Annotated in this window: 26 protein-coding genes; 9 read left to right on the forward strand and 17 right to left on the reverse strand. The window is 73.8% G+C overall.

Features of this window, described 5'->3' with window-relative positions; genetic code table 11:
* The 5 genes from ACZ5WK_RS14545 to ACZ5WK_RS14565 form a co-directional block, all read right to left on the reverse strand.
* Window positions 1-230, reverse strand: a 230-nt coding sequence (locus tag ACZ5WK_RS14545) for a hypothetical protein (protein WP_465547678.1), incomplete at its 3' end; no start/stop codon positions are given.
* A gap of 260 nt (window positions 231-490) precedes the next feature.
* Window positions 491-775: a hypothetical protein gene (locus tag ACZ5WK_RS14550; RefSeq protein WP_465547814.1), complete on the reverse strand. Its 285-nt coding sequence runs from the start codon at window positions 773-775 to the stop codon at window positions 491-493.
* Window positions 772-1,011, reverse strand: a complete 240-nt coding sequence (locus ACZ5WK_RS14555; protein WP_465547679.1) for a hypothetical protein — start codon at window positions 1,009-1,011, stop codon at window positions 772-774. Before ACZ5WK_RS14555 ends, ACZ5WK_RS14550 begins: the two co-directional genes overlap by 4 nt.
* Window positions 999-1,256 carry a hypothetical protein gene (locus tag ACZ5WK_RS14560; protein WP_465547680.1) on the reverse strand — a complete coding sequence of 86 codons (258 nt, stop codon included), beginning with the start codon at window positions 1,254-1,256 and terminating at the stop codon, window positions 999-1,001. Before ACZ5WK_RS14560 ends, ACZ5WK_RS14555 begins: the two co-directional genes overlap by 13 nt.
* The gene (locus ACZ5WK_RS14565; protein ID WP_465547681.1) at window positions 1,253-1,621 is read right to left on the reverse strand and encodes an ATP-binding protein; all 369 of its coding nucleotides are present in this window, start codon (window positions 1,619-1,621) and stop codon (window positions 1,253-1,255) included. The genes ACZ5WK_RS14560 and ACZ5WK_RS14565 overlap by 4 nt, the downstream gene beginning before the upstream one ends.
* A gap of 326 nt (window positions 1,622-1,947) precedes the next feature.
* Between ACZ5WK_RS14565 and ACZ5WK_RS14570 the strand changes: the two genes are divergently transcribed.
* The 3 genes from ACZ5WK_RS14570 (at window position 1,948) to ACZ5WK_RS14580 (ending at window position 3,285) form a co-directional block, all read left to right on the forward strand.
* Window positions 1,948-2,814: a helix-turn-helix domain-containing protein gene (locus ACZ5WK_RS14570; protein ID WP_465547682.1), complete on the forward strand. Its 867-nt coding sequence runs from the start codon at window positions 1,948-1,950 to the stop codon at window positions 2,812-2,814.
* Window positions 2,807-3,010, forward strand: a complete 204-nt coding sequence (locus ACZ5WK_RS14575) for a DUF397 domain-containing protein (protein ID WP_465547683.1) — start codon at window positions 2,807-2,809, stop codon at window positions 3,008-3,010. Before ACZ5WK_RS14570 ends, ACZ5WK_RS14575 begins: the two co-directional genes overlap by 8 nt.
* Window positions 3,011-3,081: 71 nt before the next feature.
* The gene (locus ACZ5WK_RS14580) at window positions 3,082-3,285 is read left to right on the forward strand and encodes a DUF397 domain-containing protein (protein WP_465547684.1); all 204 of its coding nucleotides are present in this window, start codon (window positions 3,082-3,084) and stop codon (window positions 3,283-3,285) included.
* Window positions 3,286-3,301: 16 nt separating this feature from the next.
* Here ACZ5WK_RS14580 and ACZ5WK_RS14585 read toward each other — a convergent pair whose 3' ends face one another.
* From ACZ5WK_RS14585 to ACZ5WK_RS14595, 3 genes are all read right to left on the reverse strand, one after another.
* A complete protein-coding gene (locus tag ACZ5WK_RS14585) occupies window positions 3,302-4,615 on the reverse strand; it encodes a glycosyltransferase (RefSeq protein WP_465547685.1) in 1,314 nt (437 codons plus the stop codon).
* A gap of 341 nt (window positions 4,616-4,956) precedes the next feature.
* Entirely contained in the window at window positions 4,957-5,349 is a 393-nt protein-coding gene (locus ACZ5WK_RS14590) for a VOC family protein (protein ID WP_396321994.1), read from the reverse strand.
* A gap of 100 nt (window positions 5,350-5,449) precedes the next feature.
* Entirely contained in the window at window positions 5,450-6,346 is an 897-nt protein-coding gene (locus tag ACZ5WK_RS14595; protein WP_465547686.1) for an immunity 49 family protein, read from the reverse strand.
* A 165-nt stretch (window positions 6,347-6,511) separates the two neighbouring features.
* Between ACZ5WK_RS14595 and ACZ5WK_RS14600 the strand changes: the two genes are divergently transcribed.
* Entirely contained in the window at window positions 6,512-7,336 is an 825-nt protein-coding gene (locus tag ACZ5WK_RS14600) for an SDR family NAD(P)-dependent oxidoreductase (RefSeq protein WP_465547687.1), read from the forward strand.
* A 72-nt stretch (window positions 7,337-7,408) separates the two neighbouring features.
* Here the strand turns inward: ACZ5WK_RS14600 and ACZ5WK_RS14605 are convergent, their stop codons facing one another.
* The 6 genes from ACZ5WK_RS14605 to ACZ5WK_RS14630 all read right to left on the reverse strand — a co-directional run bounded on the left by ACZ5WK_RS14605 (window position 7,409) and on the right by ACZ5WK_RS14630 (window position 14,481).
* Window positions 7,409-7,915, reverse strand: a complete 507-nt coding sequence (locus ACZ5WK_RS14605; protein WP_465547688.1) for an NUDIX domain-containing protein — start codon at window positions 7,913-7,915, stop codon at window positions 7,409-7,411.
* 54 nt (window positions 7,916-7,969) lie between these two features.
* On the reverse strand, window positions 7,970-9,490 hold the full coding sequence (locus tag ACZ5WK_RS14610; RefSeq protein WP_465547689.1) for a protein kinase domain-containing protein: 1,521 nt from the start codon (window positions 9,488-9,490) through the stop codon (window positions 7,970-7,972).
* A gap of 14 nt (window positions 9,491-9,504) precedes the next feature.
* A complete protein-coding gene (locus tag ACZ5WK_RS14615; protein ID WP_465547690.1) occupies window positions 9,505-11,772 on the reverse strand; it encodes a bifunctional polysaccharide deacetylase/glycosyltransferase family 2 protein in 2,268 nt (755 codons plus the stop codon).
* A gap of 103 nt (window positions 11,773-11,875) precedes the next feature.
* The gene (locus ACZ5WK_RS14620) at window positions 11,876-12,481 is read right to left on the reverse strand and encodes a hypothetical protein (RefSeq protein WP_465547691.1); all 606 of its coding nucleotides are present in this window, start codon (window positions 12,479-12,481) and stop codon (window positions 11,876-11,878) included.
* A 288-nt stretch (window positions 12,482-12,769) separates the two neighbouring features.
* Window positions 12,770-13,795, reverse strand: coding sequence for a hypothetical protein (locus tag ACZ5WK_RS14625; protein WP_465547692.1), 1,026 nt, complete (start codon window positions 13,793-13,795; stop codon window positions 12,770-12,772).
* Complete coding sequence (locus ACZ5WK_RS14630) at window positions 13,792-14,481, reverse strand: RNA polymerase sigma factor (protein ID WP_465547693.1); 690 nt, start codon at window positions 14,479-14,481, stop codon at window positions 13,792-13,794. The genes ACZ5WK_RS14625 and ACZ5WK_RS14630 overlap by 4 nt, the downstream gene beginning before the upstream one ends.
* Before the next feature lie 1,064 nt (window positions 14,482-15,545).
* Here ACZ5WK_RS14630 and ACZ5WK_RS14635 point away from each other — a divergent pair.
* The 4 genes from ACZ5WK_RS14635 to ACZ5WK_RS14650 all read left to right on the forward strand — a co-directional run bounded on the left by ACZ5WK_RS14635 (window position 15,546) and on the right by ACZ5WK_RS14650 (window position 18,654).
* Window positions 15,546-16,310: a VC0807 family protein gene (locus ACZ5WK_RS14635; RefSeq protein WP_465547694.1), complete on the forward strand. Its 765-nt coding sequence runs from the start codon at window positions 15,546-15,548 to the stop codon at window positions 16,308-16,310.
* 134 nt (window positions 16,311-16,444) lie between these two features.
* Window positions 16,445-17,182 (forward strand): tyrosine-protein phosphatase, encoded by a 738-nt coding sequence (locus tag ACZ5WK_RS14640; protein WP_465547695.1) that lies wholly within the window; start codon window positions 16,445-16,447, stop codon window positions 17,180-17,182.
* Window positions 17,183-17,336: 154 nt separating this feature from the next.
* Window positions 17,337-17,783: a GNAT family N-acetyltransferase gene (locus tag ACZ5WK_RS14645; RefSeq protein ID WP_465547696.1), complete on the forward strand. Its 447-nt coding sequence runs from the start codon at window positions 17,337-17,339 to the stop codon at window positions 17,781-17,783.
* Between the two features lie 121 nt (window positions 17,784-17,904).
* Complete coding sequence (locus tag ACZ5WK_RS14650) at window positions 17,905-18,654, forward strand: Clp protease N-terminal domain-containing protein (RefSeq protein WP_465547697.1); 750 nt, start codon at window positions 17,905-17,907, stop codon at window positions 18,652-18,654.
* Window positions 18,655-18,701: 47 nt separating this feature from the next.
* Here the strand turns inward: ACZ5WK_RS14650 and ACZ5WK_RS14655 are convergent, their stop codons facing one another.
* Window positions 18,702-19,193, reverse strand: a complete 492-nt coding sequence (locus tag ACZ5WK_RS14655) for an NUDIX domain-containing protein (RefSeq protein ID WP_465547698.1) — start codon at window positions 19,191-19,193, stop codon at window positions 18,702-18,704.
* A 125-nt stretch (window positions 19,194-19,318) separates the two neighbouring features.
* On the opposite strand from ACZ5WK_RS14655, the gene ACZ5WK_RS14660 reads away from it, so the two are divergent.
* Entirely contained in the window at window positions 19,319-19,687 is a 369-nt protein-coding gene (locus ACZ5WK_RS14660; RefSeq protein ID WP_465547699.1) for an STAS domain-containing protein, read from the forward strand.
* Here ACZ5WK_RS14660 and ACZ5WK_RS14665 read toward each other — a convergent pair.
* Window positions 19,598-20,572, reverse strand: coding sequence for a sigma-70 family RNA polymerase sigma factor (locus ACZ5WK_RS14665; protein WP_465547700.1), 975 nt, complete (start codon window positions 20,570-20,572; stop codon window positions 19,598-19,600). The two genes, ACZ5WK_RS14660 and ACZ5WK_RS14665, sit on opposite strands and share 90 nt — an antisense overlap.
* A 70-nt stretch (window positions 20,573-20,642) precedes the next feature.
* Window positions 20,643-21,884, reverse strand: coding sequence for a serine hydrolase domain-containing protein (locus tag ACZ5WK_RS14670; protein WP_465547701.1), 1,242 nt, complete (start codon window positions 21,882-21,884; stop codon window positions 20,643-20,645).
* Window positions 21,885-21,940 lie beyond the last annotated feature (56 nt).

Genomic DNA, 21,940 nt, shown 5'->3' on the forward strand with positions numbered 1-21,940 from the left:
GCGTCGGGCGCGATCTCGGTGATGCCGGGGCCGCTCATGGCGGCCTGCGGGCCGCCGAGGCGCATGTCCGCGCAGGCCCAGGAGCTTTCGGCGGTGATGAGCTGGACGGAGCCGGCGAGGACGACGGTGGCGGCGAGGGTGGCGAGGCGGCGGCGGCCGGAGAGCGAGCGGACGTTCTTCGCGATCGAGGGCATAACGGACTTGCGCATGACGTGAATCCCCAGGGTCATGGTGCGGATGGTGTGGTGAAGACGGCCGGCTGCCCGCTGTCGTCGAGCGGTAGCGCCCCCCGGCCTTTCCTTGCCGGTCTCGCTCTCCGTGCCTTCATCCGTATAGACGTGCATCCCCGCCGGGGGTTGCAGGTGAGTTCAAAAGTTTTTTCGGACTCTTTCGACCGGCCCGGCGAAGGGGTGCGGGAGGACGGTCATCACCGGGGCCGGAGACCGGCGAGGCCCCCGCCCGGGCGGGCAGGGGCCTCCGCGCCAACGGCTCAGCCGGGTATGCGGTGCCGACCGGGAGCGGGGGCGGGGTTGACCCGGTGGCGGATCTCGGGGCCGTAGTGGCCGGCCTGGCGGGCGATCCAGGCGTATTCGCGGGTGCCGTCGGGTAGTTGGCGCAGTTCCCAGCGGCCGTGTCGGGTGATGGGGGGTGGGGATTGCCGGTCGTCCTCGTCGTTGACTCTGAGGGCGGTGATGACGCCGAGGGCGACGGTGGCGAGGGCGAGGAGGGTGAGGAGGGCGGCGGCGACGAGGAGGTTCGCGGTGCCGGTTCTCATCGGTGGATGCCGATGACGCGGTGGCCGAGGTGGGCGGCGAGGGTGTGGAGGAGTTCGTGGGCCTGGTCGCGGGTGAGGGGGAGGGCGAGGTGTTCGCCGGGGGCGGCGTGGATGTCGAGGTCGACGGCGGCGCGGAGCTGGAGGGCTGCGTCGGGGACGCGCTCGACGGTGAGGTAGGCGAGGGTGGTGCGTTCGGTGTGGACGGCCTGGGTGGCCATCGGGATCAGGACTCCCACGGCTGGTCCCTTTCGGTGGCGCGGAGGAGGTGGAGGAGGTTGAGGAGGGTGGCGACCGGGGCGTGGCCGAAGTTGACGAGGATGCGGCCGTCGACGGTGCTGTGGTGGGTGGTGGCGAAGCCCCACTGGATGCCGAACCAGGCGCCGCGGTCGTGGAGTTCGCGCAGGAGGGCGGTGACGTGGGCGTCGGTGTAGTCGTGCATGCGGGGGTCGTCGGGGGAGAGCGGGATGCGGGGGCCGGTCACGCGGCGGCCTCCAGCTCGAACCAGACCACCTTGCCGCCGTGCTTGCGCGGGTCGGTGCCGAAGCGGTGGGTTAGCGAGCGGACGAGGTGCAGGCCGCGGCCGGACAGCTCGTAGGGGTCGGCGGACTGGACCGGTTCGGGGAGGGAGGGGCTGTCGTCGGCGACCGAGACCCGCAGGGTCCGGTTCAGGAGCAGGACCACGACCAGGGGCGCTGGGCTGCCGCCGTGGCGCCAGGCGTTGACGTACAGCTCACAGAGGGCGAGTTCGGCGTCGGCGATGAGGTCGTCGGGCCAGGAGGCGGTGGCGAGGGCGTCGCGCAGCTCCTCGCGGGCGGCGGACCAGTCGGGCGGGTTGACGGCACACATGAGGAACCTCCGGACGAGGCTGAGTGGAGCGGGATTCGGTGTTCACCGGCGGAATCGTCGCCGTGAGCCAGGCCAGGGCGGAGCTGGTTGATGCCACGCGTGGCTGCTCTGCGGTGCGCGGGCAGCAGGCGCCTACTGCCCTGGAAACAGGCGTTACTGACGATCCATCGGATCGATCTGAGGATGACGATAGCGCACGTTGCTACAAATTTGTGGCGACTGTCGAGAGGTTCCCTCTACCGTGGCTACGCGCACGATCAAGACCCCGATAGACCCGTCCAGCACCAGCGCGGCAGACTGACTCCAGAACCCGCAGAGAGGACGTCATGGCACTACGCCCCAACCCGACCCTCCGCCAGCGTCGCCTGGGCGTCGAGCTGCGGAAGATGCGCGAGCAGGCCGGCTTCGGGGGCAGTCAGCTCGCCCGCGCTCTCGGAATCGGCCCTGCCCACGTCACGCAGATGGAGGCGGGCAGAACCGGCATCAGCGTGGAGCGCCTGCGCACCGTCGCGGCAACGTGCATGTGCGTCAACGAGCCCTTGATCGAGGCCCTCGCCGACATCATCGCGGAACGCGGAAAGGCCGGCTGGTGGGACGAGTACCGCGGGACACTGGCAACGGACTTCCTTGAGGTCGCAGAGCTTGAGGGCCACGCGCGCAGGCTCTCGACCTACACCGTCACCTTCATCCCGGGACTGCTTCAGACCAGGGATTACGCATCTGCCGTGTTCTCCGGCGCCTTCCCGCCCCTGCCTCAACACGAGATCGAACTCAGAACGGCCTTCCGCCTGCAAAGGCAACGGGTCGTCCGGGACGACATGACGCCATACTCCGCGTTCATCAACGAAGCAGCACTGCGTATGCAGTTCAGCGGAACGCGGGTCCAGCTTGAGCAGCTCGACGGCCTTATCGAGGACTCGGAGAAGCCGAACATCTCCGTTCGAGTGGTCCCGTTCGCGGTCGACGTTCTCCCCAGCGCAAGTGAGAACTTCACCTACGCCGAGGGGCCGATCCCCGAACTGGACACTGCACAGACGGACATGGCACCCGGCTGCCAGCTCTTTGACGCCCCAGCGCACCTCGCAAGGTTTCGGGCCGTCCTCTTCCGGACCGAGTCAACTGCCCTCTCCGAAGACGAGTCCCGAGACTTCATTCGGTCCATCAGGAAGGAAATGGAAAGCAAACATGCCTAGCTCCACCTGGCAGAAGTCCACCTACTCCGGCGCGAACGCCGACTGCGTCGAGGTGCGAACCGTCGCCGGGCTGGTCGACCTCCGTGAGTCCGACGACGCCGACGTCATCGTCCGCACCACCCCCACCAAGTTCGCCGCACTCCTCCAGGGCATCAAGGCCGGCGAGTTCGACCACCACGCCGCCCCCACCACATGACCCAACGGCTCCTCGCTCAACCGAGCGAGGAGCCGAAAACACCAGTGGCCGGAAAGAAGTGGAGAGCAATCGTGAGTGGTTCCGTATGGCAGAAGTCCAGCTACTCCGGCGCCAGTGACAACTGTGTCGAGGTACGCACCACCGCCGGGCTGGTCGACCTCCGCGAATCCGACGACGCCGACGTCATCGTCCGCACCACCCCCACCAAGTTCGCCGCACTCCTCCAAGGCATCAAGGCCGGCGAGTTCGACCACCACGCCGCCCCCACCACATGACCCAACGGCTCCTCGCTCAACCGAGCGAGGGGACCGCGGGGCTACGGCCGGCCGGCTCTGCGCCAGTGGAGAAGGCCGCCGACGACCGTGAGGAGGAGCCCGAGGACGATTTGCCGACCGCGTCCAGCAGCATCTTCGCCGCCGCCACCGCGCCGTCGGTGCGGATCGTGCCGGCCACGGCGGCCGCCCGGTCACGGACCCCGGGGGCCAGCGCCGTCCTCAGCGCGGCCGCGAGGGACTCGGTGGTCGGCGTCGGGCCGTCGTGGGCCGCGCCGATGCCCAGGTCGGCCACCCGGCCCGCCCAGTACGGCTGGTCGGCCATCTGGGGCACCACCACCTGGGGCGCGCCGGCCCGGGCGGCCGTCGTCGTCGTTCCCGCACCGCCGTGGTGCACGACGGCGGCGACCCGGCCGAACAGGGCCTGCTGGTTGACCTCCCCGACGACGAAGCAGTCGTCCCGGTCGTCGGTCAGCGCCAGTCCGGCCCAGCCGCTCCCGAGGAGCACGCGGCGGCCCTGCGCGCGGACCGCCCCGACGACCGCCTCGGCGACGTCCTCCGCGTCGCGCACCGGCATGCTGCCGAAGCCCACGTACACCGGTGCATCACCGGCCTCCAGGAACGCCTCCAGCCCGGCCGGGAGCGGGCGTTCGTCCTCCCGGATCCACGCGCCGGTCTGCACCACGTCGAGCTCCGCCGGCTCAAGCCACGGGCCCAGGACCGCGTCCGCCGCCAGCCACGGCTGCCCCGTGAAGACGTGGTCGCGGACGTTCTCCAGCGGGGGCAGGCCGATCGACGCGCGGTGGGTGTTGACCGCGCCGCCGAACAGCTCGTCCATGTCCTGCGCGTTCAGCTCCCACAGCACCCGGTTGTCGGTCACGTCCGCCGGGAGCGGCTTCGTCCACGCGAGCGGCGGGTGGTGCGGCGACGGCAGGTAACTCGGGAAGTAGGAGACGAACCTGTAGGGGACGCCCAGCTTCTCGGCCACCGACCGCGCGGCGGCCGCGGCCGGGATCAGGCCCGTCGCCACCACCACGTCGACGCCCTCGGCCACCGAGGAGGCCGCGTCGTACGTCATGGCGACCATCCGGGCCGCACGCTCCGGCATGCTCGCCGGCGGCGCCGGCTTCGCCCCGGTCACCGCGCCCTTCGTCATCTCGCGCACCGACGGGCCGATCGGCGCCAGCGGGAGGCCGAACCCGGCCAGCAGCTCCGCGAAGTCCGGCGGCGCGCACACCTGCACCTCGGCGCCGAGCGCCTGCAACTGCACCGCGAGGCCGACCATCGGCTCGATGTCCCCGCGCGACCCGTACGCCACCAGCAAAACACGCATTCAGCAACTCCGAACTTCCTTGGTTTTCGGCCTCGGTCGGAGATTCTGCGGCATCGCCGGGGCCTTGCCGCAAGGCCCCCCGTGCGCTATATGTTGAGAGTGGAAAGGCGTGGGTGTGCCGCCTTCCGACTCATCGTCCGCTGCGAACGGACTCCCCTTCTTACGATGCGGCGACGCGCCGAACGTTTCCGTCGCGGCCGATTGTCTGCGATCAGCACGCCGCAGGGCCCCACCCCTCGCCATGACTGTTCTCCACCCACCGGTGCGCGTTCCCCGGGGCGGGAGGAGTGGGTCTGGCCCCACCCCTCCCGCGCGCCGTCCCGTGGCCGGCCGCCGCTGCGTCAGCCCTGGTTCCGCTGGCGGAGTTCGACCCGGTTGCCGTCGGGGTCGAGCGCCGTGATGCGGACGCCGTAGGGGTAGTGCACCGGCCCGGGCTCGACGAACCGGACGCCGCGCGCCTGGAGCACCTTGAACTCCGCCTCCAGGTCGTCGGATTCGATGAAGACCGAACCCACGACGACCGCCCCCTCGGCCTCGACCACCGGACCCTGTCCCGAGGCGCCGGACCACAGGATGATCTCGACCGGGTCGTCGCCCGCGGCGACCGTCAGGAAGCGGCCGTCGGGGCCCGGGTAGTCGATGCGCTTGTTCAGCCCGAGGCCCTCCGTGTAGAAGGCCAGGGCCCGGTCCTGGTCGGTCACGTAGACGGCCACGTACATCAGGTTCTTCAACATCCGCGTCTCCCTCGCTCATTGGCGCCTGGTCAAAGCACCGACGGACCGGAACGGGGAGATGTGACAGCGGACGGCCGGCGATTTCCGCCCGCGGCGGCCGTCAGGCCCGGAGGAGCCCCTCCGGGAGGTAGCCGGAGCGGACGCCGAGCGACCAGCCGCACGCCTGGACGGCGACGGCGGCCAGCGCGATCGCGCCGACCGGCAGCAGGCTCCGCGGCTCCGGGTCGGGGCCGGCCTCCTCGCGGTGCCGGCGGAGACGGTCGGCCAGGGCCTGGTCGAAGGCCGGCCGGTCGTCGTCGAGGAGGACGCGCAGCAGCCGCTGGTCGGGGGTGAGCACACCGGCGGCGTCCAGCCGGCGGGCGGCCTCCGCACGTGCCTCGGCGGCCGGCTTGACCAGGGGTTCGGACGCGATCCGCGACCGGGGCCAGGTGCCCGCCAGGTCGGGCAGGTACGCGCAGAGCGCGTCCATCTCGGCGAGGTCGGCCGCTTCGGAGACCGACTCCAGCCGCGAGTACGGCACCCCGTCGCGGATCGCGGGCGCGTAGTCCTCCGTGAGCAGCGGGCCGACCAGCCGCGCCGGCTCCCGGAGCAGGCCGGTGATCACGGCCATCGCGAACGCGTCCACCCAGGTCCGTGCGGTGGGCACCTCGTCCACGGCGTCCCCGAAGGCGAAGGTCTCGCTGGAGAGCCTCTGGTCGACGAGCGGGAGGATGACCTCGAAGTCGCCCTCGGGGAAGGCCCCGAGGCTCAGCACCCCGAGGCTGCACTCCGCCGCGGTCCGCAGGGCCAGCCGGGCGGGGGCACCGTCGAGCGCGGGGTCCTCCAGGGTGCACGCGGCGGCGTGGTCGAGGAGCTCGCCGCCCATCTCCCGCATCCGCTTCAGCGAGAGGCTGTCGTAGCGCAGCCCGTGCCAGCGGCCGAAGGCCCGGCCCCTGATGTCCTCCAGAGCCGCGGCGATGCGCTCCTCGCCCACCTGGTGACGCGTCACTTCCTGCACGTCCGCTCCCCTCCCGTGATCGTCAAAGCCGGTCACGACGCTAACAGGAGGCCTCAACGAGACGAACCGTCTCGTCTTGACGATCGCCCCCGAGCAGTCCATAGTGGAGCTCACGAGACGAACCGTCTCGTTCAATTAGTGGGCAGAGACCGAGAGGCCATCGCGATGACTCGAAACACCACCGACCGCGTCTGGTTCGTCACCGGCGCGTCCAGCGGCCTCGGCCTCGCCTTCACCCGCGCCGCGCTCGCCGCCGGCGACCGGGTCGTGGCCACCGCCCGCCGCACCGCCCTCCTCGACCCGACCCTCGCCGAACACCCCGGCCGGCTCGTCGTCCTCCCCCTCGACGTCACCGACCGCGAAGCCGTCGCGGCCACCGTCGACAAGGCCGCCGCCGCCTTCGGCCGCATCGACGTCGTCGTCAACAACGCCGGCATCATGACCAGCGGCACCGTCGAGGAGTTCACCGAGACCGACGCCCGCGCCCAGCTCGAAACCAACTTCTTCGGCGCCCTCTGGGTCACCCAGGCCGTCCTCCCCCACCTGCGGGCCCGGCAGAGCGGCCACATCATCCAGATCTCCAGCGTCGGCGGCATCATCGGCTTCGCCACCACCGGGCTCTACAGCGCCGGCAAGTGGGCACTGGAAGGCATGACCGAGGCGCTCGCCCAGGAGGTCGCGCCGTTCGGCATCAAGGTCACCATCGTCGAACCCGGCGGCTACGCCACCGACCTCTACACCACCATGCGCACCCAGCCCCGCCACGAGGCCTACGAGCCCCTGCACACCGCCCTCGCCGAGATGTGGGGCGACGCCGAGGACGCCGACCCGGCCAAGGCCGCCGACGCCGTCCTCGCCCTCGTCGACAGCGACCGGCCACCCCTGCGCCTCGTCCTCGGCAGCGCCATGTACGACGTCGCCCAGGACGCCGCCGACCGGCGCAAGGCGGACTGGGCCGAGTGGGAGGCCACCAGCCGCGCTGCGGGCTGATGACCACCCGCCCGGCACCGGCCTCCGAGCGGGAAGTCGGACCGGCCGACTTCCCACTCCGCGGCCGGACGGTCACCCGGTGGCGCCGTGGGCGATCCACCCGGCGTGCCGGCGCATTCGCTCCCGGTCACCGGGGAAGCAGCTCTCCCAGTCCTCGTCCAGGGGCGTCCAGGCCGCCGGTTGGCCCTCCTCCGCCACCAGGGGAACCGCCGCGTCCACGACCGCGACGTAGGACAGGCTCAGTGTGGCTGGGGCGCCGGGGTGATAGGAGCGAACGGCTGCCAGGGCCGGCCGGTGGAGCAACTCGGCGCGCAGACCGGCCTCTTCGAGGAGTTCGCGGCGGGCGGCGGTGCGGGGCGTCTCGCCCGGCTCGACCTGGCCACCCGGTGGGACCCAGCCGCGCCAACGGTGCCGCACCAGCAGGACGCGGCTGAGCTGCCGGTCGAAGACCCAGACCTCGGCACCGAGCGGGCCCGCCGGCTCCGGGCCGGCGGCTGCCAACCAGGCCTGGACGTCACCGAGTTCGACGGCAGCAAGGCGGGCGTCGGCGGCGGCCCACTCCATTTCTTCGCGTGTCACCGGCCGACCGTACCGGGCGGGTCCGACAGGACGCACCGAAGCAGTGGGCCGCGTTCAGTCGTTCTGGTTGTGGTCGGCCGCCGCGTTGAGGGAGGTGATCAGGACGCCGAGCCGGGTGTTCCAGTTCGCGGACGTCAGAGCGTCGATGGCGTGCTTCTTCGCCATGTCCCGGACGATCTTCTGGGCGTTCTTCAACTCCTGCACCGCGTCGTCCGGTTGGCCCTGGTTGAGGCGGGCGGAGGCGTCGTCGAGGGTGTGCAGCAGGTCGACCTGGCGGTCGCGCTCCTTGGTGATCTGGGCCTGGGCGACGGCCTGGCGCAGGGCGTTCAGCTGCGCGGCCGCGGCCTGGCCGCGCGGCGGGGTGGGGGTGGCCGACGGGCTCGGGAGCGCGGCCGGGGTGGTGGGTGCGGGGGTGGTCGCGGCGGGCGTGGACACCGGGGCGGCCGACGCGGTCTGCGAGGGCTTGGTGGCGGCGGGAGGGGCGGCGGCCGAGGTGCCCGGGTCGTCGAAGGCGGTGAGCGCGAGCATCGCGGCACCCGCGACCCCCACCAGGCCGAGCGCGCCGAAGACCAGCGGCTTGCGGCGGCTCTCCCGGGCGGGCGCGGGCAGCGGCTCGGCGTGGAACGGCGGCCGCGACGGGACGGGCGCCATCACCGAGGTGGCCGCCACCGGCTGCACCGGGACGGGCGGCAGGAGCTGGGTGGCCTGACCGGCCGAGGCGGTCGCGAGGAGCTCGCCGGTCGGGTCGCCGACCACCAGCCCGGGTATGCAGGAGAGCAGTTCGGACCGGGCCGCCGCCGCGTCGGCCGGCCGGTCGGCCGGGTTCTTGGCGAGCAGCCGCAGCACCGCGGCGTCCAGAGCCGCCGGCACGCCCGCCCGTCTCGCGGAGGGCGGCAGCGGCTGCTCGCTGACGTGCTTGAACGCGATCGCCACCGGGGTCTCGGCGGTGAACGGGGTGGCGCCGGTGAGCATCTCGGTCAGCACGCAGCCGACCGCGTAGAGGTCGGTGCGTCCGTCCAGCTCGGACGCCGTGGCCTGCTCGGGCGAGAGGTAGGCCGCCGTACCCAGCACCGAAGCGGTCTGGGTGAGGTTGTGGGAGGAGCCGGCCCGGGCGATGCCGAAGTCGACGACCTTCACCCCGCCGTCGTCGGTGATCATGATGTTGCCGGGCTTGATGTCGCGGTGCACCAGGCCGGCGCCGTGCGCGACGGTCAGCGCCTCGCAGACGGCCGCCGCGATGCCGACCGCCCGCTCCACCGGCAGGCCGGGCTGCTGGGTGAGCACGGTGGCCAGCGAGCGGCCGTTCACCAGCTCCATGACGATGTACGGCGAGCCCTGGTCCACGCCGGAGTCGAAGACCATGACGATCCTCGGGTGCACCAGCATCGCGGCGTGCTGCGCCTCGCGGCTGAACCGCTCGGCGAAGCGCGGGTCGTCGGCGAGGCCCCCGTTGAGGACCTTGACGGCCACCTGGCGGCCCAGCACGTGGTCCACGCCCCGCCAGACGGTGGCCATGCCGCCGACGCCGAGTATCTCGACGAGTTCGTAACGCCCGTTAAGCGCCCGTCCGATCACTGGAACCGCTCCCCTCACGTGCCCTGCCCGGGGTCCCGGACCGCCTCGTGCACCTGTGCACGATAGCCCCCTGTCCCCACGGGCTCCGGCGGAGCATCGACCCCGGCGGAGACGGCCGGCACCCGCAGGCTGCCGTACCGCTGCATCCGCTGCCAGCGCAGCCGGGAGCCGGCCACCGCGGTGAAGACCGACTGGATCACCACCAGGTACATCAGCTGCCGGTAGACGAACTGCTGCAGGGGCAGGCTCCAGAGCGGGCCGAGACGCTCCTTGTCCAGCCGGAAGGCGTAGACGCCCATCAGCAGCTGGACCAGCAGGAACGCCAGCCAGAGGCCGACGATCCGCAGCGGGTCGAGGAAGGCCAGCCCGTACAGCGCGAAAACGTCCACCACCGGGGCGAGGAGCGGCAGCAGCACCTGGAACATCAGGAGGTAGCCGAGACCGCGCCGGCCCAGCTTGCCCGCCTGCCCGTGCTGCCGGATCGCGCCGCGGTGCTTCCACATCGCCTGCAGGGTGCCGTAGCACCAGCGGTAGCGCTGCCGCCAGAGCGCGCTCAGCGAGGCCGGCGCCTCCGTCCAGGCCTTGGCGCGCTCCTCGTACACGACCCGCCAGCCGTCCCGGCAGAGGGCCATGGTCAGGTCGGTGTCCTCGGCCAGCGTCTCGTCGCCGACACCGCCCGCCGCGAGCACCGCCGAGCGCCGGAAGGCGCCGACCGCGCCCGGAACGGTGGGCATGCACTCGGCGAGGTCGAAGAGCCGGCGGTCCAGGTTGAAGCCGACCACGTACTCGATGTGCTGCCAGCGGCCGAGCAGCCCGCCCCGGTTGACCACCTTGGCATTGCCGGAGACGGCACCCACCGACGGGTCGGCGAAGGGCTGCACCAGCATCCGGACGGCGTCCGGCTCGAAGACGGTGTCGCCGTCGACCATCACCAGCAGGTCGGCGCGGGCGGCGGCGATACCGGTGTTGAGCGCGGCCGGCTTGCCCGCGTTCTCCTGCCGGATCACCCGGACGTAGGGCAGGTCCAGCGACTCCACCAGGTCGGCGGTGCCGTCGGTCGAGCCGTCGTCGACCACGATGATCTCGACCGGGTGGTCGGAGGCGAGCAGTGAGCGGACGGCGGCCTCGATGCCGGCCGACTCGTTGTAGGCGGGCACGATCACGCTGACCGGCTCGGTGACCGGCGGGCCCCACGGCCGCCGGCGGCGCAGCTTCTTGTGCCGGCGGGCGGCGACCAGGACGGCGGCCGCGCGCAGCACGCTGACCGCGCCCGCCGCGTAGAGCAGCCAGCCCAGGACGGTCAGCGTCCAGTCGCCGGTCCGCAGCACCCAGATCAGGGCGAGGCCCTGCCAGTGCTCGGCCCCGGTGGCCGGGTGGACCGGGTCGGGCAGGCCGACCGACCCGCTGACGGTGGTGAAGCGGTAGCCGAGCCCCTTCATCTGGGGCAGCAGGCCGTCCAGCGCGGCGACGGTCTGCATGCGGTCGCCGCCCGCGTCGTGCATCAGCACGATCTGGCCCTGCCGGTTGCCGGGCTCGCCGATGACCGTGTTCACGATGGACGCGATGCCCGGGCGGCGCCAGTCCTCGCTGTCCCGGGTGGTGAGCACGGTGAGGTAGCCCTCGCGGCCGGCCTGCTGGACGGCGGACCAGGCCGGGTCGTCCAGGGCGTCGGCGGTGGACGCGTACGGCGGGCGCAGCAGTGAGCTGGTCACCCCGGCAGCACCGGCCAGGGTCAGCTGGGACTCCCGCAGCTCCAGCGAACGACGCCAGGCGGGCTGGGAACCGAGGTCGGTGTGGGTGAAGGTGTGCACGCCCAGCTGGTGGCCCTCGGCGACGATCCGGCGGACCAGGTCGGGGTGGGCGGCGGCCTGGGTGCCGACCACGAAGAAGGTGGCGTGCACGCCGTTGCGGCGCAGGGTGTCCAGGATCTCCGGGGTCCAGCGGGGGTCCGGGCCGTCGTCGAAGGTCAGCGCGACGGTGCCGGGCTTCGGCATGGCGGTGCGCGACTGCGGGCCGGCCGCGTCGATCACCGGGCCGCCGGTGCGGACCTGCTCGGGGACGGCCGCCGAGCCGGCCTGGCGGGCGGCCTGGTCGGGGCGGTGGTCGTAGAGGTGCTGGGTGTAGCCCTGGATCAGCAGGGTGGCGCCGAGGGTGAGCAGCAGCGCGGTCAGCAGCAGCCAGTGGGTGCGCAGCGGGCCCTGGCGGACGACACCCCGCCGGCCGCGGCGGGCCTGCGGGGCGGGGGCGGGACGGCCGGTTCTTCGACGGCGGGAGGTGCTCACGGGGGCGCTTTCGGGAGGGGCCCGGTCCGGGGACGCCGACGGCCGGGTGCGCGGAGCTTCACGAAGCTCCGCGCAGGCCACGGCGGGGGTCGGGCGTCCGCCGTCAGGGCGTCGGAGAGGGCTTGCCGGGCTTGCCGCCCGCGTTGCCGGAGTTGCCCGGCGCGTCGGTGGGGCGGCCGTGACCGGGGGTGGGGGTGGCTCCCCCCGCGCTGCTGCCCCCGTTCCCGTTGTTGCCGCCCGGCGTGGCGGACGCGGAGGCGGGCGGCGGCGTGGACGGTCCGGCCTCCGGGGCGGACGGCCGCGGGGTGGCTGCCACCGGGACAGCTGTGCGGTGGTCGACCGCCGTCGGCCGCACCGTCCCGGGCTGCACGCTGTCCGGCCCGGGCGTGCCGGTGATCGTCGGCACCGGGGACGGCGCCGGGTCGGCCGGTTCGGGCGCGGCGGCGCTCGGCCCGGGCGGCAGCGGCAGGAACGGCGCGCTGACGGTCGGGCCGCCGAGCACCGTGCTGGCCAGCAGCGCCAGGTAACCGGCGGCCGGGACGGCGAGCAGCAGGCCGAGCCTGCGGACCCGCCGCTGGCGGCGGCCGGAGGAGTCCACGAACACCGGGGCGACGGTGGTCTCGGCGGCCTCTTCGGAAGGAAAGGCGGCCGGGGAACCGGGCAGCGGATCCCCGGCCGCCGGCTCGTGGTCGTACAAGGTGACGGTCACGGTCGGGTCCAGGTCTGGTCTGGTGGTGCGGGGCGCGGCCCGCCCGACTGCGGGCGGGCGGGCCGCAGGGGTTGGTCCCGGCCGGGCCGGTGGCGCGTCCGGGGTGCGCCTGCCGGTCCGGCCGGGGCCGGCCGGGCGGACGGTTGGCACGGGGGAGCCGACCGGCCACCCGGAGTCTGCGGGTGGTGCTGGTACTGCGGGTAGTGCCGGGTGGAGCGGGTGGTCCGGTCCGGATGGGCGGCGAGCCCGGGGGGATTCGCTCGCCGCCCATCCGGAGTTCTTGGGGGGTTACCTCTTGGGTGAGGGGTCGGTGGAGCTGTCCGTGCGGTCCGGCTTGGGGCGGACGTCGGGGAGTGTCGGTACGGCGGGCAGTGCCGGGGTGCTCGTGCTGCCCTTGGTACCGGTACCGCCGCTCTTCCCGTCGCCGCCACCGGAGCCGCCGCCGTCGCTGCTGCTGCGGGGCTTCGGGGTGGTGCTCTGGCGGTCGTCGTCGCTCAAGCGCCGGAGCACCTCCCCGCAGTAGTCCTCCACCTTGTCCGGACCGCCGGCCGCCGCGACCAGCGCGCCGAACTGCGGGTCCGCGACCAGCAGGCGCGGGCGCTCGCCCTTGCCCGTCCGGTCGGCGAACCCGCGGCAGAGGGTGACCACCGCGGCCTGGGGCTGGCCGCCCCGGGTCTCCGCGGGGGACGACGCGCCCGGCGCCGAGGGCTTCCCCGGCCCGGCGGACGCGCCCGCGGACGGCGACCCACCGGTGGACGGACCGCCCAGGGCGGGGCCACCAGCGGACGGACCGCCTGTCGACGGGCCTGCGGAGGGGCGCCCCGCCGAGCTGCCCGGCGTGCCGGAGCCCGTCCCCGGAGCGGCAGACGTGCCGGTGACGGGCGGGACGACCCGCGACCGGTCCAGCCCGCCCGACCCGCCGCCGAGTGCGGACGGCAGGTTGCCCGTGCCGGCCGCGACCGCCACACCGCCGAGCGCCGTGGCTCCGAGCACGACGGCAACGGCCTTCGTGCTGAAGGCCCTGGCCAGCGCGGCGGTTGCCATCGATCGTCTCCGGACGGGTGCGGGTGCGGCGGGTACGGCAGGTACAGGCGCGAGACGGGCCTCCCGGAACGCGGCCAGGGCGGCCTCCTCCCCGGCCAGTTCGCCCGCCGCCGCGGGGGCGGCCGCGGCGGCCAGCACGTGGGCGACCCCCGTGCCGGCGTCCGGTCCGGTGAGCGAGGCGTCCTGCCCGGCCGACGGTCCGCCTACGGCGCCGCCGAGCAGCTGCTCGGCCGTGTCGCGGTCGATCCGACGGGATCGGTTGGTGCTCATCTCATGTCCTTCAGCGTCGCGGCCCGGCGTTCTGTCACACCCTGCGGAGGAATTTTTTTCTCGTCCTTTCCGACCTGCCCCGCCACCGGTCGGGTCGGCTGCCCGGACGACCCGGCCGGCGGCTGCTGCGCCGGAATCCCCACGCCCGCCGCGACGGACTGCTCCAGTACCTTGGCCAGCCGGCGCAGCCCCCGGTGCGCGGCCATCCGCACGCTGCCGGACCTCTTGCCGAGCACCCGCGCGGCGCTCTCCGCGTCCAGCTCCATCACCACCCGCAGCAGTACCGCCTCGGCCTGGTCGCGGGGCAGCCGGGAGATCAGCGCCAGCGCGTCCGCCGTGCCGACGGAGGCCAGCGCCGCGCCGGCCGTGTCGTCCCCGCCGGCCAGCTCGGAGAGGTACTCGAACGGCAGGTCGGCGACCGGTCTGCGGCGCCGGGCGCGCAGGTGGTCCAGCGCGCGGTTGCGGGCGATGGTGGCGGCCCAGCCGCGGAAGCCGTCCCCGTCGCCGGAGAAGGCCCGCAGGTCGCGGGCGATCTGCAGCCAGGTCTCGGAGGCGATGTCCTCGGCGTCCTGGGCGTCCTCGGGGCGGCCGCCGACCAGCACCCGCAGATAGCGCAGCAGGCCCGGCTGCACGCTGCGGAACAGCAGCCGGAACGCCTCCTCATCGCCGTCCTGCGCGGCTCTCACCGCCGCCGACAGGTCGGCGGGAGCGGTCCCCGGGGACGGGGCGGACGGGGGGCCGGGCGGGGGGCCCGACGTCGGCACCGGTCCGGACCGGCCGACGGCGCTGTCGGTGCCCGCTCCGGGGCGATCTGCACTCTGCACCCGCCACATCATGCGCCATCCGGGCGACCGGCTCCGATTCGGCCGGGCGGCTGCGGCACCCCGTGACCGGGCCGTTCCAGGCCGTCACCGCGCCGGGCCGCCGGCCGTTCCGGACCAAGGGCGGCACCGCGCCGGGCCCAAGGTCCCGCAGGTCACCGGCCTTCGCCCGCAGCCCGGCCGGTCCCCTCCTGCCAACGTTGCAGGTGGGCGAAGCAGTCCGGACCCACCCCGCCGGACCGACCCGCCCCACCGCCCTCGCCGGACCGTGCGACCCCGCCGCCGACGGGGGCCGGTCCGTGCCCGGCCCCGTGCACGGACCCATGCCCAGGCCGGCCCGGCACGGCCGCGCACGTCCCGTGCCGCGGCCGCCACCGCGACCGCCGTCGGCCCCCGAGGCGCGGCCGCGCCCTGCTGCCACCGCCACCTCCCGACCCGAAGGGGTGCCCACCGGCACGCCGGGTCACGAGCCCGCCAGGGACCGAGACCGCGACGACGACCGCCCAGGAGCTCTGCGCGAGAGGCCTGCGCGACCACCTCGCGCCAGGTCGGGGCGTACAGCACCCGTTTGCCCTCCGGGATGCCGAGCCGGCCGACAGGCAGCTCGTCCTGACCGGCGCCCGGACCCGGGCGGACGCGGTCGCGCGGACGGTCCTGAAGGGCGTCGCGCACGGCTTCCCCTCCGTGCGGGACGAGCGCTTCCACGCGGTGCACTGCGGGGACACGCGCGGCCGCGAGCTCTGGGCCTTCGACCCCGATGACGGGTGAACGCGCAGGCCGGCGGCGCTGTCATGACGCGGACCGTGACAACCGTCATGCGGATCCCGCAACGGACGACACTGCTCTGACGGAGGGTCGGCCCGGAAAACTGGAGGCACGACGCGGGCACCGCCCGCAGGCCGACCAGCCAGTCCGGGGAGGAACCCACCATGAGCCAGACCCTCAGCGCACCCGCCGCCACCACTGCCACCACCGCCGCCAGCACCGCCGCCACCGCCCCGGCCGCCCCGGCCGCCACCCGGGAGACCGCCAAGGCGCCGAACCCGGTCGCCGCCGGCCTCCGCCCGCTCGCCCTGGACGTCGCCGCCCCGCTGGCCGGCTACTACCTGCTGCACTCCGCGTTCGGCATGAGCGAGTTCGCCGCCCTCGCCTGGAGCGGCGCCGTCCCGGCCGCCCGGACCGTCGTCGGCCTGGTCCGCGAGCGGAAGCTCAACCTGTGGGCGTCGATGATGCTCGGCGTCAACCTCGTGGGCCTGGCGCTCACCACCGTCACCGGCGACGCCCGGCTGATGCTCGCCAAGGACGGCGCGCTCAGCGGCAGCCTCGCGCTGGCGATCCTCTTCTCCGCGCTGATCGGCCGGCCGCTGATGTCGCCGATGCTGATGCCCTTCCTGACCAAGGGCGACCGGGCCCGCTCCGCCGCGTGGCAGCGGCTGGCCGACGGCCGGGCGGCCGGCTCCCGCACGTTCCGCCGCTACGAGCGCCTCTTCTCGGGGATCTGGGGCGCCGCCCTGCTGACCGAGTGCGTGGCCCGTGTGGTCGGCGCCTTCACCCTGCCGGTGTCGACCATGGCCTGGCTCTCCACCGTCCTCCTGATCGGCGCGATCGTCGCCGGCTCGGTGCTCGGCCGGACCGCCGCCGACCCGATGGAGAAGCTGGTCCGCACCGAGGCCGCCGAGCCGACCGCCTGCTGACCCGACCATCCATGAGGAATGCTTTCCCGGAATGCTGCTGACGCCGGGTCGCACAATTCAGGAACCATCCGACCATCCCGATAGTCCTCATATAACGAGGGGGTAACGGACCCCCGCGAGAAACGGGGATCCTGATGAGCCGGACGCACACGCTGACCACCACCGAGGACCGCACGCTGGTCTGGGACGGCTGCCTCAACGTCCGCGACCTCGGCGGCCTCCGCACCACCGACGGCACCCGGACCGCCCACCGCGCGATCGTCCGGGCCGACAACCTGGACCGCCTCACCGCCGAAGGCTGGGACGCCCTCCTCGACCACGGCATGCGCACCGTCGTCGACCTGCGCAACATCGAGGAGTACAAGCCGCTCCTCCCCCTCCCCGACGGCGTCGAGCTGATCCGCGTCCCCCTGGACGAACTGGCCGGCTCCGCCTGGTGGGAGACGTACGGGAGGCTGGACGGCACCCCGCTCGCGCTCCGCCCCTACCTGGACCACTGCGCGCACGCCGCCGCCGAACTGGTCACCACCATCGCCGGCGCCCGCCCCGGCGGGCTGGTCGTGCACTGCGGCGCCGGCCGCGACCGCACCGGCCTCGCCGCCCTGCTGCTGCTCGCGCTCGCGGGCGTCGAGCCCTCCGAGATCGTCGCCGACTACCTGCTCAGCGCGCCCAACGTCCGCCCGCTGTACGGAATGCTCGGCCTGCCGGACCAGCACCTCCGGATCGACGCGGTGCTCGCCGAGGCCGGCACCACCGCCGAGGCCGCCCTGCACGCCACCCTCGACGGTTTCGACCCGGCCGGGTACCTGCTCGCCGCCGGCGTCGACCCGGCCGACCTCGCCGCCGTCCGCGCCCGGCTGCTGCCCTCGTAGCCCGCCACCGGAGCCGACGGCCGAGGCCGGTCACCCGAGCCTCCGACGGGCCGGGATCCGGCCCCGCGGACGGGAACCGGCCCGACCGACAGACCCCCGCCCGACCATCGGACCCCGGCCCGGCAGGCCGGATCCGCTCTGGCAGACTCCGGGCGTGATCTTCCGTACCGCCACCCGCCGGGACCTGCCCGCCGTCATCGCCCTGCTCGCCGACGAGGAGCGGGTGATCGACCCCGCCACCGTGCAGGTCGACGAGGCCTACGCCCGCGCCTTCGCCGCCGTGGAGGAGGACGCCCGCAACGAGCTGATGATCCTGGACGAGGGCGACGGCACGGTGCTCGGCTGCCTCCAGCTCACCTACATCCCCGGGCTCGGCCGGCACGGCGAGGAGCGCGCACTGGTCGAGGCCGTCCGGGTGCGCGCCGACCGCCGGGGCGCCGGCCTCGGGCGCGAGCTGCTGACCCGGGCCGTCGGGCGGGCCCGCGACCGCGGCTGCACGCTGGTCCAGCTGACCAGCAACAAGCGCCGCACCGAGGCACACCGCTTCTACGCCTCGCTCGGCTTCGAGCGCAGCCACGACGGGTTCAAGCTGGCCCTCTGACCCGCGGGTCGACCGACCGCCGGAAACGCGCCGGCCGCCGGGCGGCACGCCTCGGAACACAACTCCAAACATCGTCAACCGATAGTTGACGCACCTTGGGTCGACAACCTACGGTTGACGCATGGAGAACCCCATCGTCCCCCAGACCACTCCGCTGCGCCTCGACGACCTGATCGACGCGATCAAGAAGGTCCACAGCGACGCGCTCGACCAGCTCTCCGACGCGGTCATCGCCGCCGACCACCTCGGCGACCTGGCCGACCACCTGATCGGCCACTTCGTCGACCAGGCCCGCCGTTCCGGCGCCTCCTGGACCGACATCGGCCGCAGCATGGGCGTCACCAAGCAGGCCGCCCAGAAGCGCTTCGTCCCCAAGGACCCGGGCACGCCCTCCGACCTCGACCCCAGCCAGGGCTTCAGCCGGTTCACCCCCCGGGCCCGGCACGTGGTGATGGAGTCGCAGGAGGAGGCCCGCCGGGCCGGCAACACCGAGATCGGCACCGGGCACCTCGTGCTCGGCCTGCTCGCCGAGCCGGAGGGCCTGGCCGTCCGGGCGCTGGCCGCCCAGGGCTTCACCCCGGACGCCGTCCGGGCGGCGGTCACCGCGACCCTTCCGGCCGCCTCCGGCGAGGCGCCCGGGCTGATCCCCTACGACGCCGAGGGCAAGAAGGTGCTGGAGCTGACCTTCCGCGAGGCGCTCAAGCTGGGGCACAACTACGTCGGCACCGAGCACATCCTGCTGGCACTGCTGGAGCAGGAGAACGGTGCGGGCCCGCTCGCCGACCTCGGCGTGGACAAGGCCGAGGCGGAGACCTTCACCTCGGAGGCCGTCGCGGCGTACATCGCGGCGCGCGCCACCGAGCAGGGCTGACCGACCCACCCGGGCCCCCGGCGCGACCGGGGGCCTCGGGCCCGTCGTCAGAAGCCGGACACGTGGGTGGTGATGATCCGCACCCGCCCGTCGGCGGCCGCCTCCATCGCCGCCCGCAGCCGCAGGGACCGTGCCGGGCCGAGCAGTTCGAGTGCCTCCTCGTCGCCGGCCCAGCGGTAGTCGTCCAGTTCACCCGCCGGGACGGTCACGGGGGTGCCGTCCGGGACGGTGCCGAAGTCGAAGAGGAAATGCTCGGCCGGGTGGTCGAGTTCGGCGGAGGGATGGGTCCAGGAGATCGCCAGCAGGTCACCGGCCGGCCGCACCAGCCCGGTCTCCTCGGTCAGCTCCCGCGCGGCGCACTCGGCCGGCCCCTCGCCGAGGTCGATGGTGCCGCCCGGGAACTGCCAGTGCTCCCGGTAGCCGGCCTTCACGATCAGAATCCGCCCCGACGCGTCCCGCAGCACGCACCCGGCTGCCGCGTAGACCCGCGGCAGGGACGCCAGCCACTCTTCCTTGGACTTCAACGGCTCGGCCGTCACGGCGGTCCTCCTCCGGGGCAGGGGCAACTGCCGCCCACTGTGCCACGCATCGCTCCCACCGGAAATTCCTGCGGGAATCTCCCGGCGGGCCGATGAGCCACGCCCGCCGGCGCGGTCCAAGCTCCGTGAACACCAACCGGAAGACCCCGTCCGACCCACTGCTGACCTGCGACGTCGGCGCCCTCACCACCCCCGACCTGGCCGTCGTCGACGCGCTCGCCCGGCTCCGGCTCGCGGCCGCCCGGCACGGCGTGCGGGTGGTACTGACGAACGCGAGCGGCCCCCTGCGGGAGCTGCTCGCCTTCACCGGCCTGACCGGCGTGCTGCCGGTCGAGCCCGGACTACCCGTCCAACCGGGACTGCCCGCACAGCCCGGACCGCGTGGGCTGCCGGTCGAGCCCGGACTACCCGTCCAGCCGGGGCGGGAGGCCGAAGAGCGGGAAGAGCACGTCGGTGTCGAGGAAGTTGGTGAGCCCGGTGATCCGGCCCTCTGACACCTCCAGCACGATCAGCGCCCACGGCTCGTGGCCGCCCTCCGGGCTCGGCCGGTACTGCCCGAAGGCCGGGCTGCCGTTGGCCTCCACCGGGACCAGCCGCGAGCCCCGGCACCCGTGGCCCGGGCCGAGCATCCACTCGCGGATATCGGCGTGCCCGGTCAGCCACAGCTCGTACGGCGGCATGTTGAGCGTGACGTCCTCGTGCAGCAGCGCCGCCAGCCCGTCCATGTCGTACGCCTCGAAGGCCGAGACGTAGCGGGAGAGCAGCGCCCGGTGGTCCTCGTCCAGCACGGGCGCCGGCCGGGCCGCCGAGGCGTCCGCGGCGAGCACCGAGCGCGCCCGCTGGAGCGCGCTGTTGACGGACGCCACGGTGACGCCGAGCAGTTCGGCGACCTCGGCGGCCCTCCAGCCGAGCACCTCGCGCAGGATCAGCACCGCCCGCTGCCGCGGCGCCAGCCGCTGGAGCGCGGCGACGAACGCCAGCCGCACCGACTCGCGCTGGGCGGCCACCTCGGCAGGGTCCCCCGTCTCGGGCAGGACCCGGCCGTCCGGCGCCGGGCCGATCCAGGTCACCTCGGGCAACTGGTTCCCGGTCGCGGTGGCCACGGTGGACGGGCCGGCCAGGTCCATCGGACGGGCCCGGCCGTTGCGGCCGTTCAGCGCGTCCAGGCAGACGTTGGTGGCGATCCGGTACAGCCAGGAGCGCAGCGCCGCCCGGCCCTCGAAGCCCCGGTGGCCGCGCCAGGCGCGGATCATCGTCTCCTGCACCGCGTCCTCGGCCTCGAAGACCGAGCCGAGCATGCGGTAGCAGTAGCCGGTCAGCTCCGTCCGGTGGCGCTCCAGCTGGAACTCGACCGGCTCCTCCGTCATCAGCTCGGCCATCGCGTGCCCCCCGTGTCCGCCACACCGCCAGTGATCGGCACGAACGTACCGCAGCCCACCGACAACGGCCCTACTCCGGCTGGTCCCCGTACTTCTGGCCGGAGCCGAAGGAGGTCGTCACGATCTCCCACATCTTCGGGAACTCGGCGCCGGAGATGCCGGTCGGGTTGATCGAGTAGACCACCTTGCGGCTGAGGTCCTTGGTGGCGAAGACGCCGCTGGTGTAGCCGGGGCGGGAGCCGGTCTTGCCCCAGACCACGACGCCGTTGGGCAGGGTGGCGCTCATCAGGCCCTTGGAGAAGCAGGCGTGACCGGCGGTCGGGCCGATCTCGCAGTTCTTGTTGCGGTGGTTGGGCACGTCCGGGACGTCGAACAGCTCGGCCTGCTGGGCGGGCGGCAGCAGCCGGCCACGGAGCAGCGCCGTCATGAACCGGTCCAGGTCGGCGGCGGAGGAGATCATGCCGCCCTCCGCCCACGGCCAAGGGCTCTGCTCGGTGACGTCCACCAGCTGCCGGGGGCCCTGCGGGCCGCCGACGTCCACGGACACCCGTGCGTGCGGACCGGTCAGGGTGAGGTCGTCGCGGTCCGGGACGACGGTGTCGCGCAGGCCCAGCGGGCGGGCGATCCGGGTCTGCACCTCCCGGGCGAAGGTGTGGCCGGTGACATTCTCGACGACCATCCCGGCGACGAAGGTGTTGATGCCGTTGTACTGCTGCGCGGTGCCCGGCGCGAAGCCCATCGGCTGCCGGACGGCGTCCGCGACCACCTGGGCGGGCGTCCAGGAGTCGGCCTTGTGGGCGGCAAACCAGCTCTCGGTGCCGTCCCCGGAGGTGAGGCCGCCACCGCCCGGCAGACCGCTGGTGTGGTCGAGCAACTGGCCGACGGTGACCGGCGGGTAGGACGCCGGGAGGAGCCCGGGCAGGTACTGCTGAACGGTGCCGTCCAGGTCGAGCTTCCGCTCGGCGGCGAGCTGGAGCACCACGGTGGCGGTGAAGACCTTGGAGATGCTGCCGATCCGGAACCGGGCGTCCGCCGGGACGTCGCCCGCCGTGCCGGCCCACCGGCCGCCCCTGCCGTCGACCCGGACCAGCGCGCCGGTGATGCCGTCGTCCGGCAGGCCGGCGAGCGTCTTCGCCAGCGCCTCGCGGTCGGGCGGACCGGCCAGGCGGACGGCGGCGTCGGCCGAACTCGCGCTGCCCGGCGCCCGGTCGGCGGCCAGGGCCGGCGTCGCGGCGCCGGCCGCGACGGCCGCCAGCAGGGCACCCGAGACGGCGAGGGCGGTCCAACGGCGGTTGCGCTGAGCGGTGTTCATCGGTCTGGTCTCCAACTGTGGCTCGTCCGGCGGCTCGTGCTCTGTCCGGGAACGAG

The sequence above is a fragment of the Kitasatospora sp. NPDC032757 genome (genome assembly GCF_055579305.1).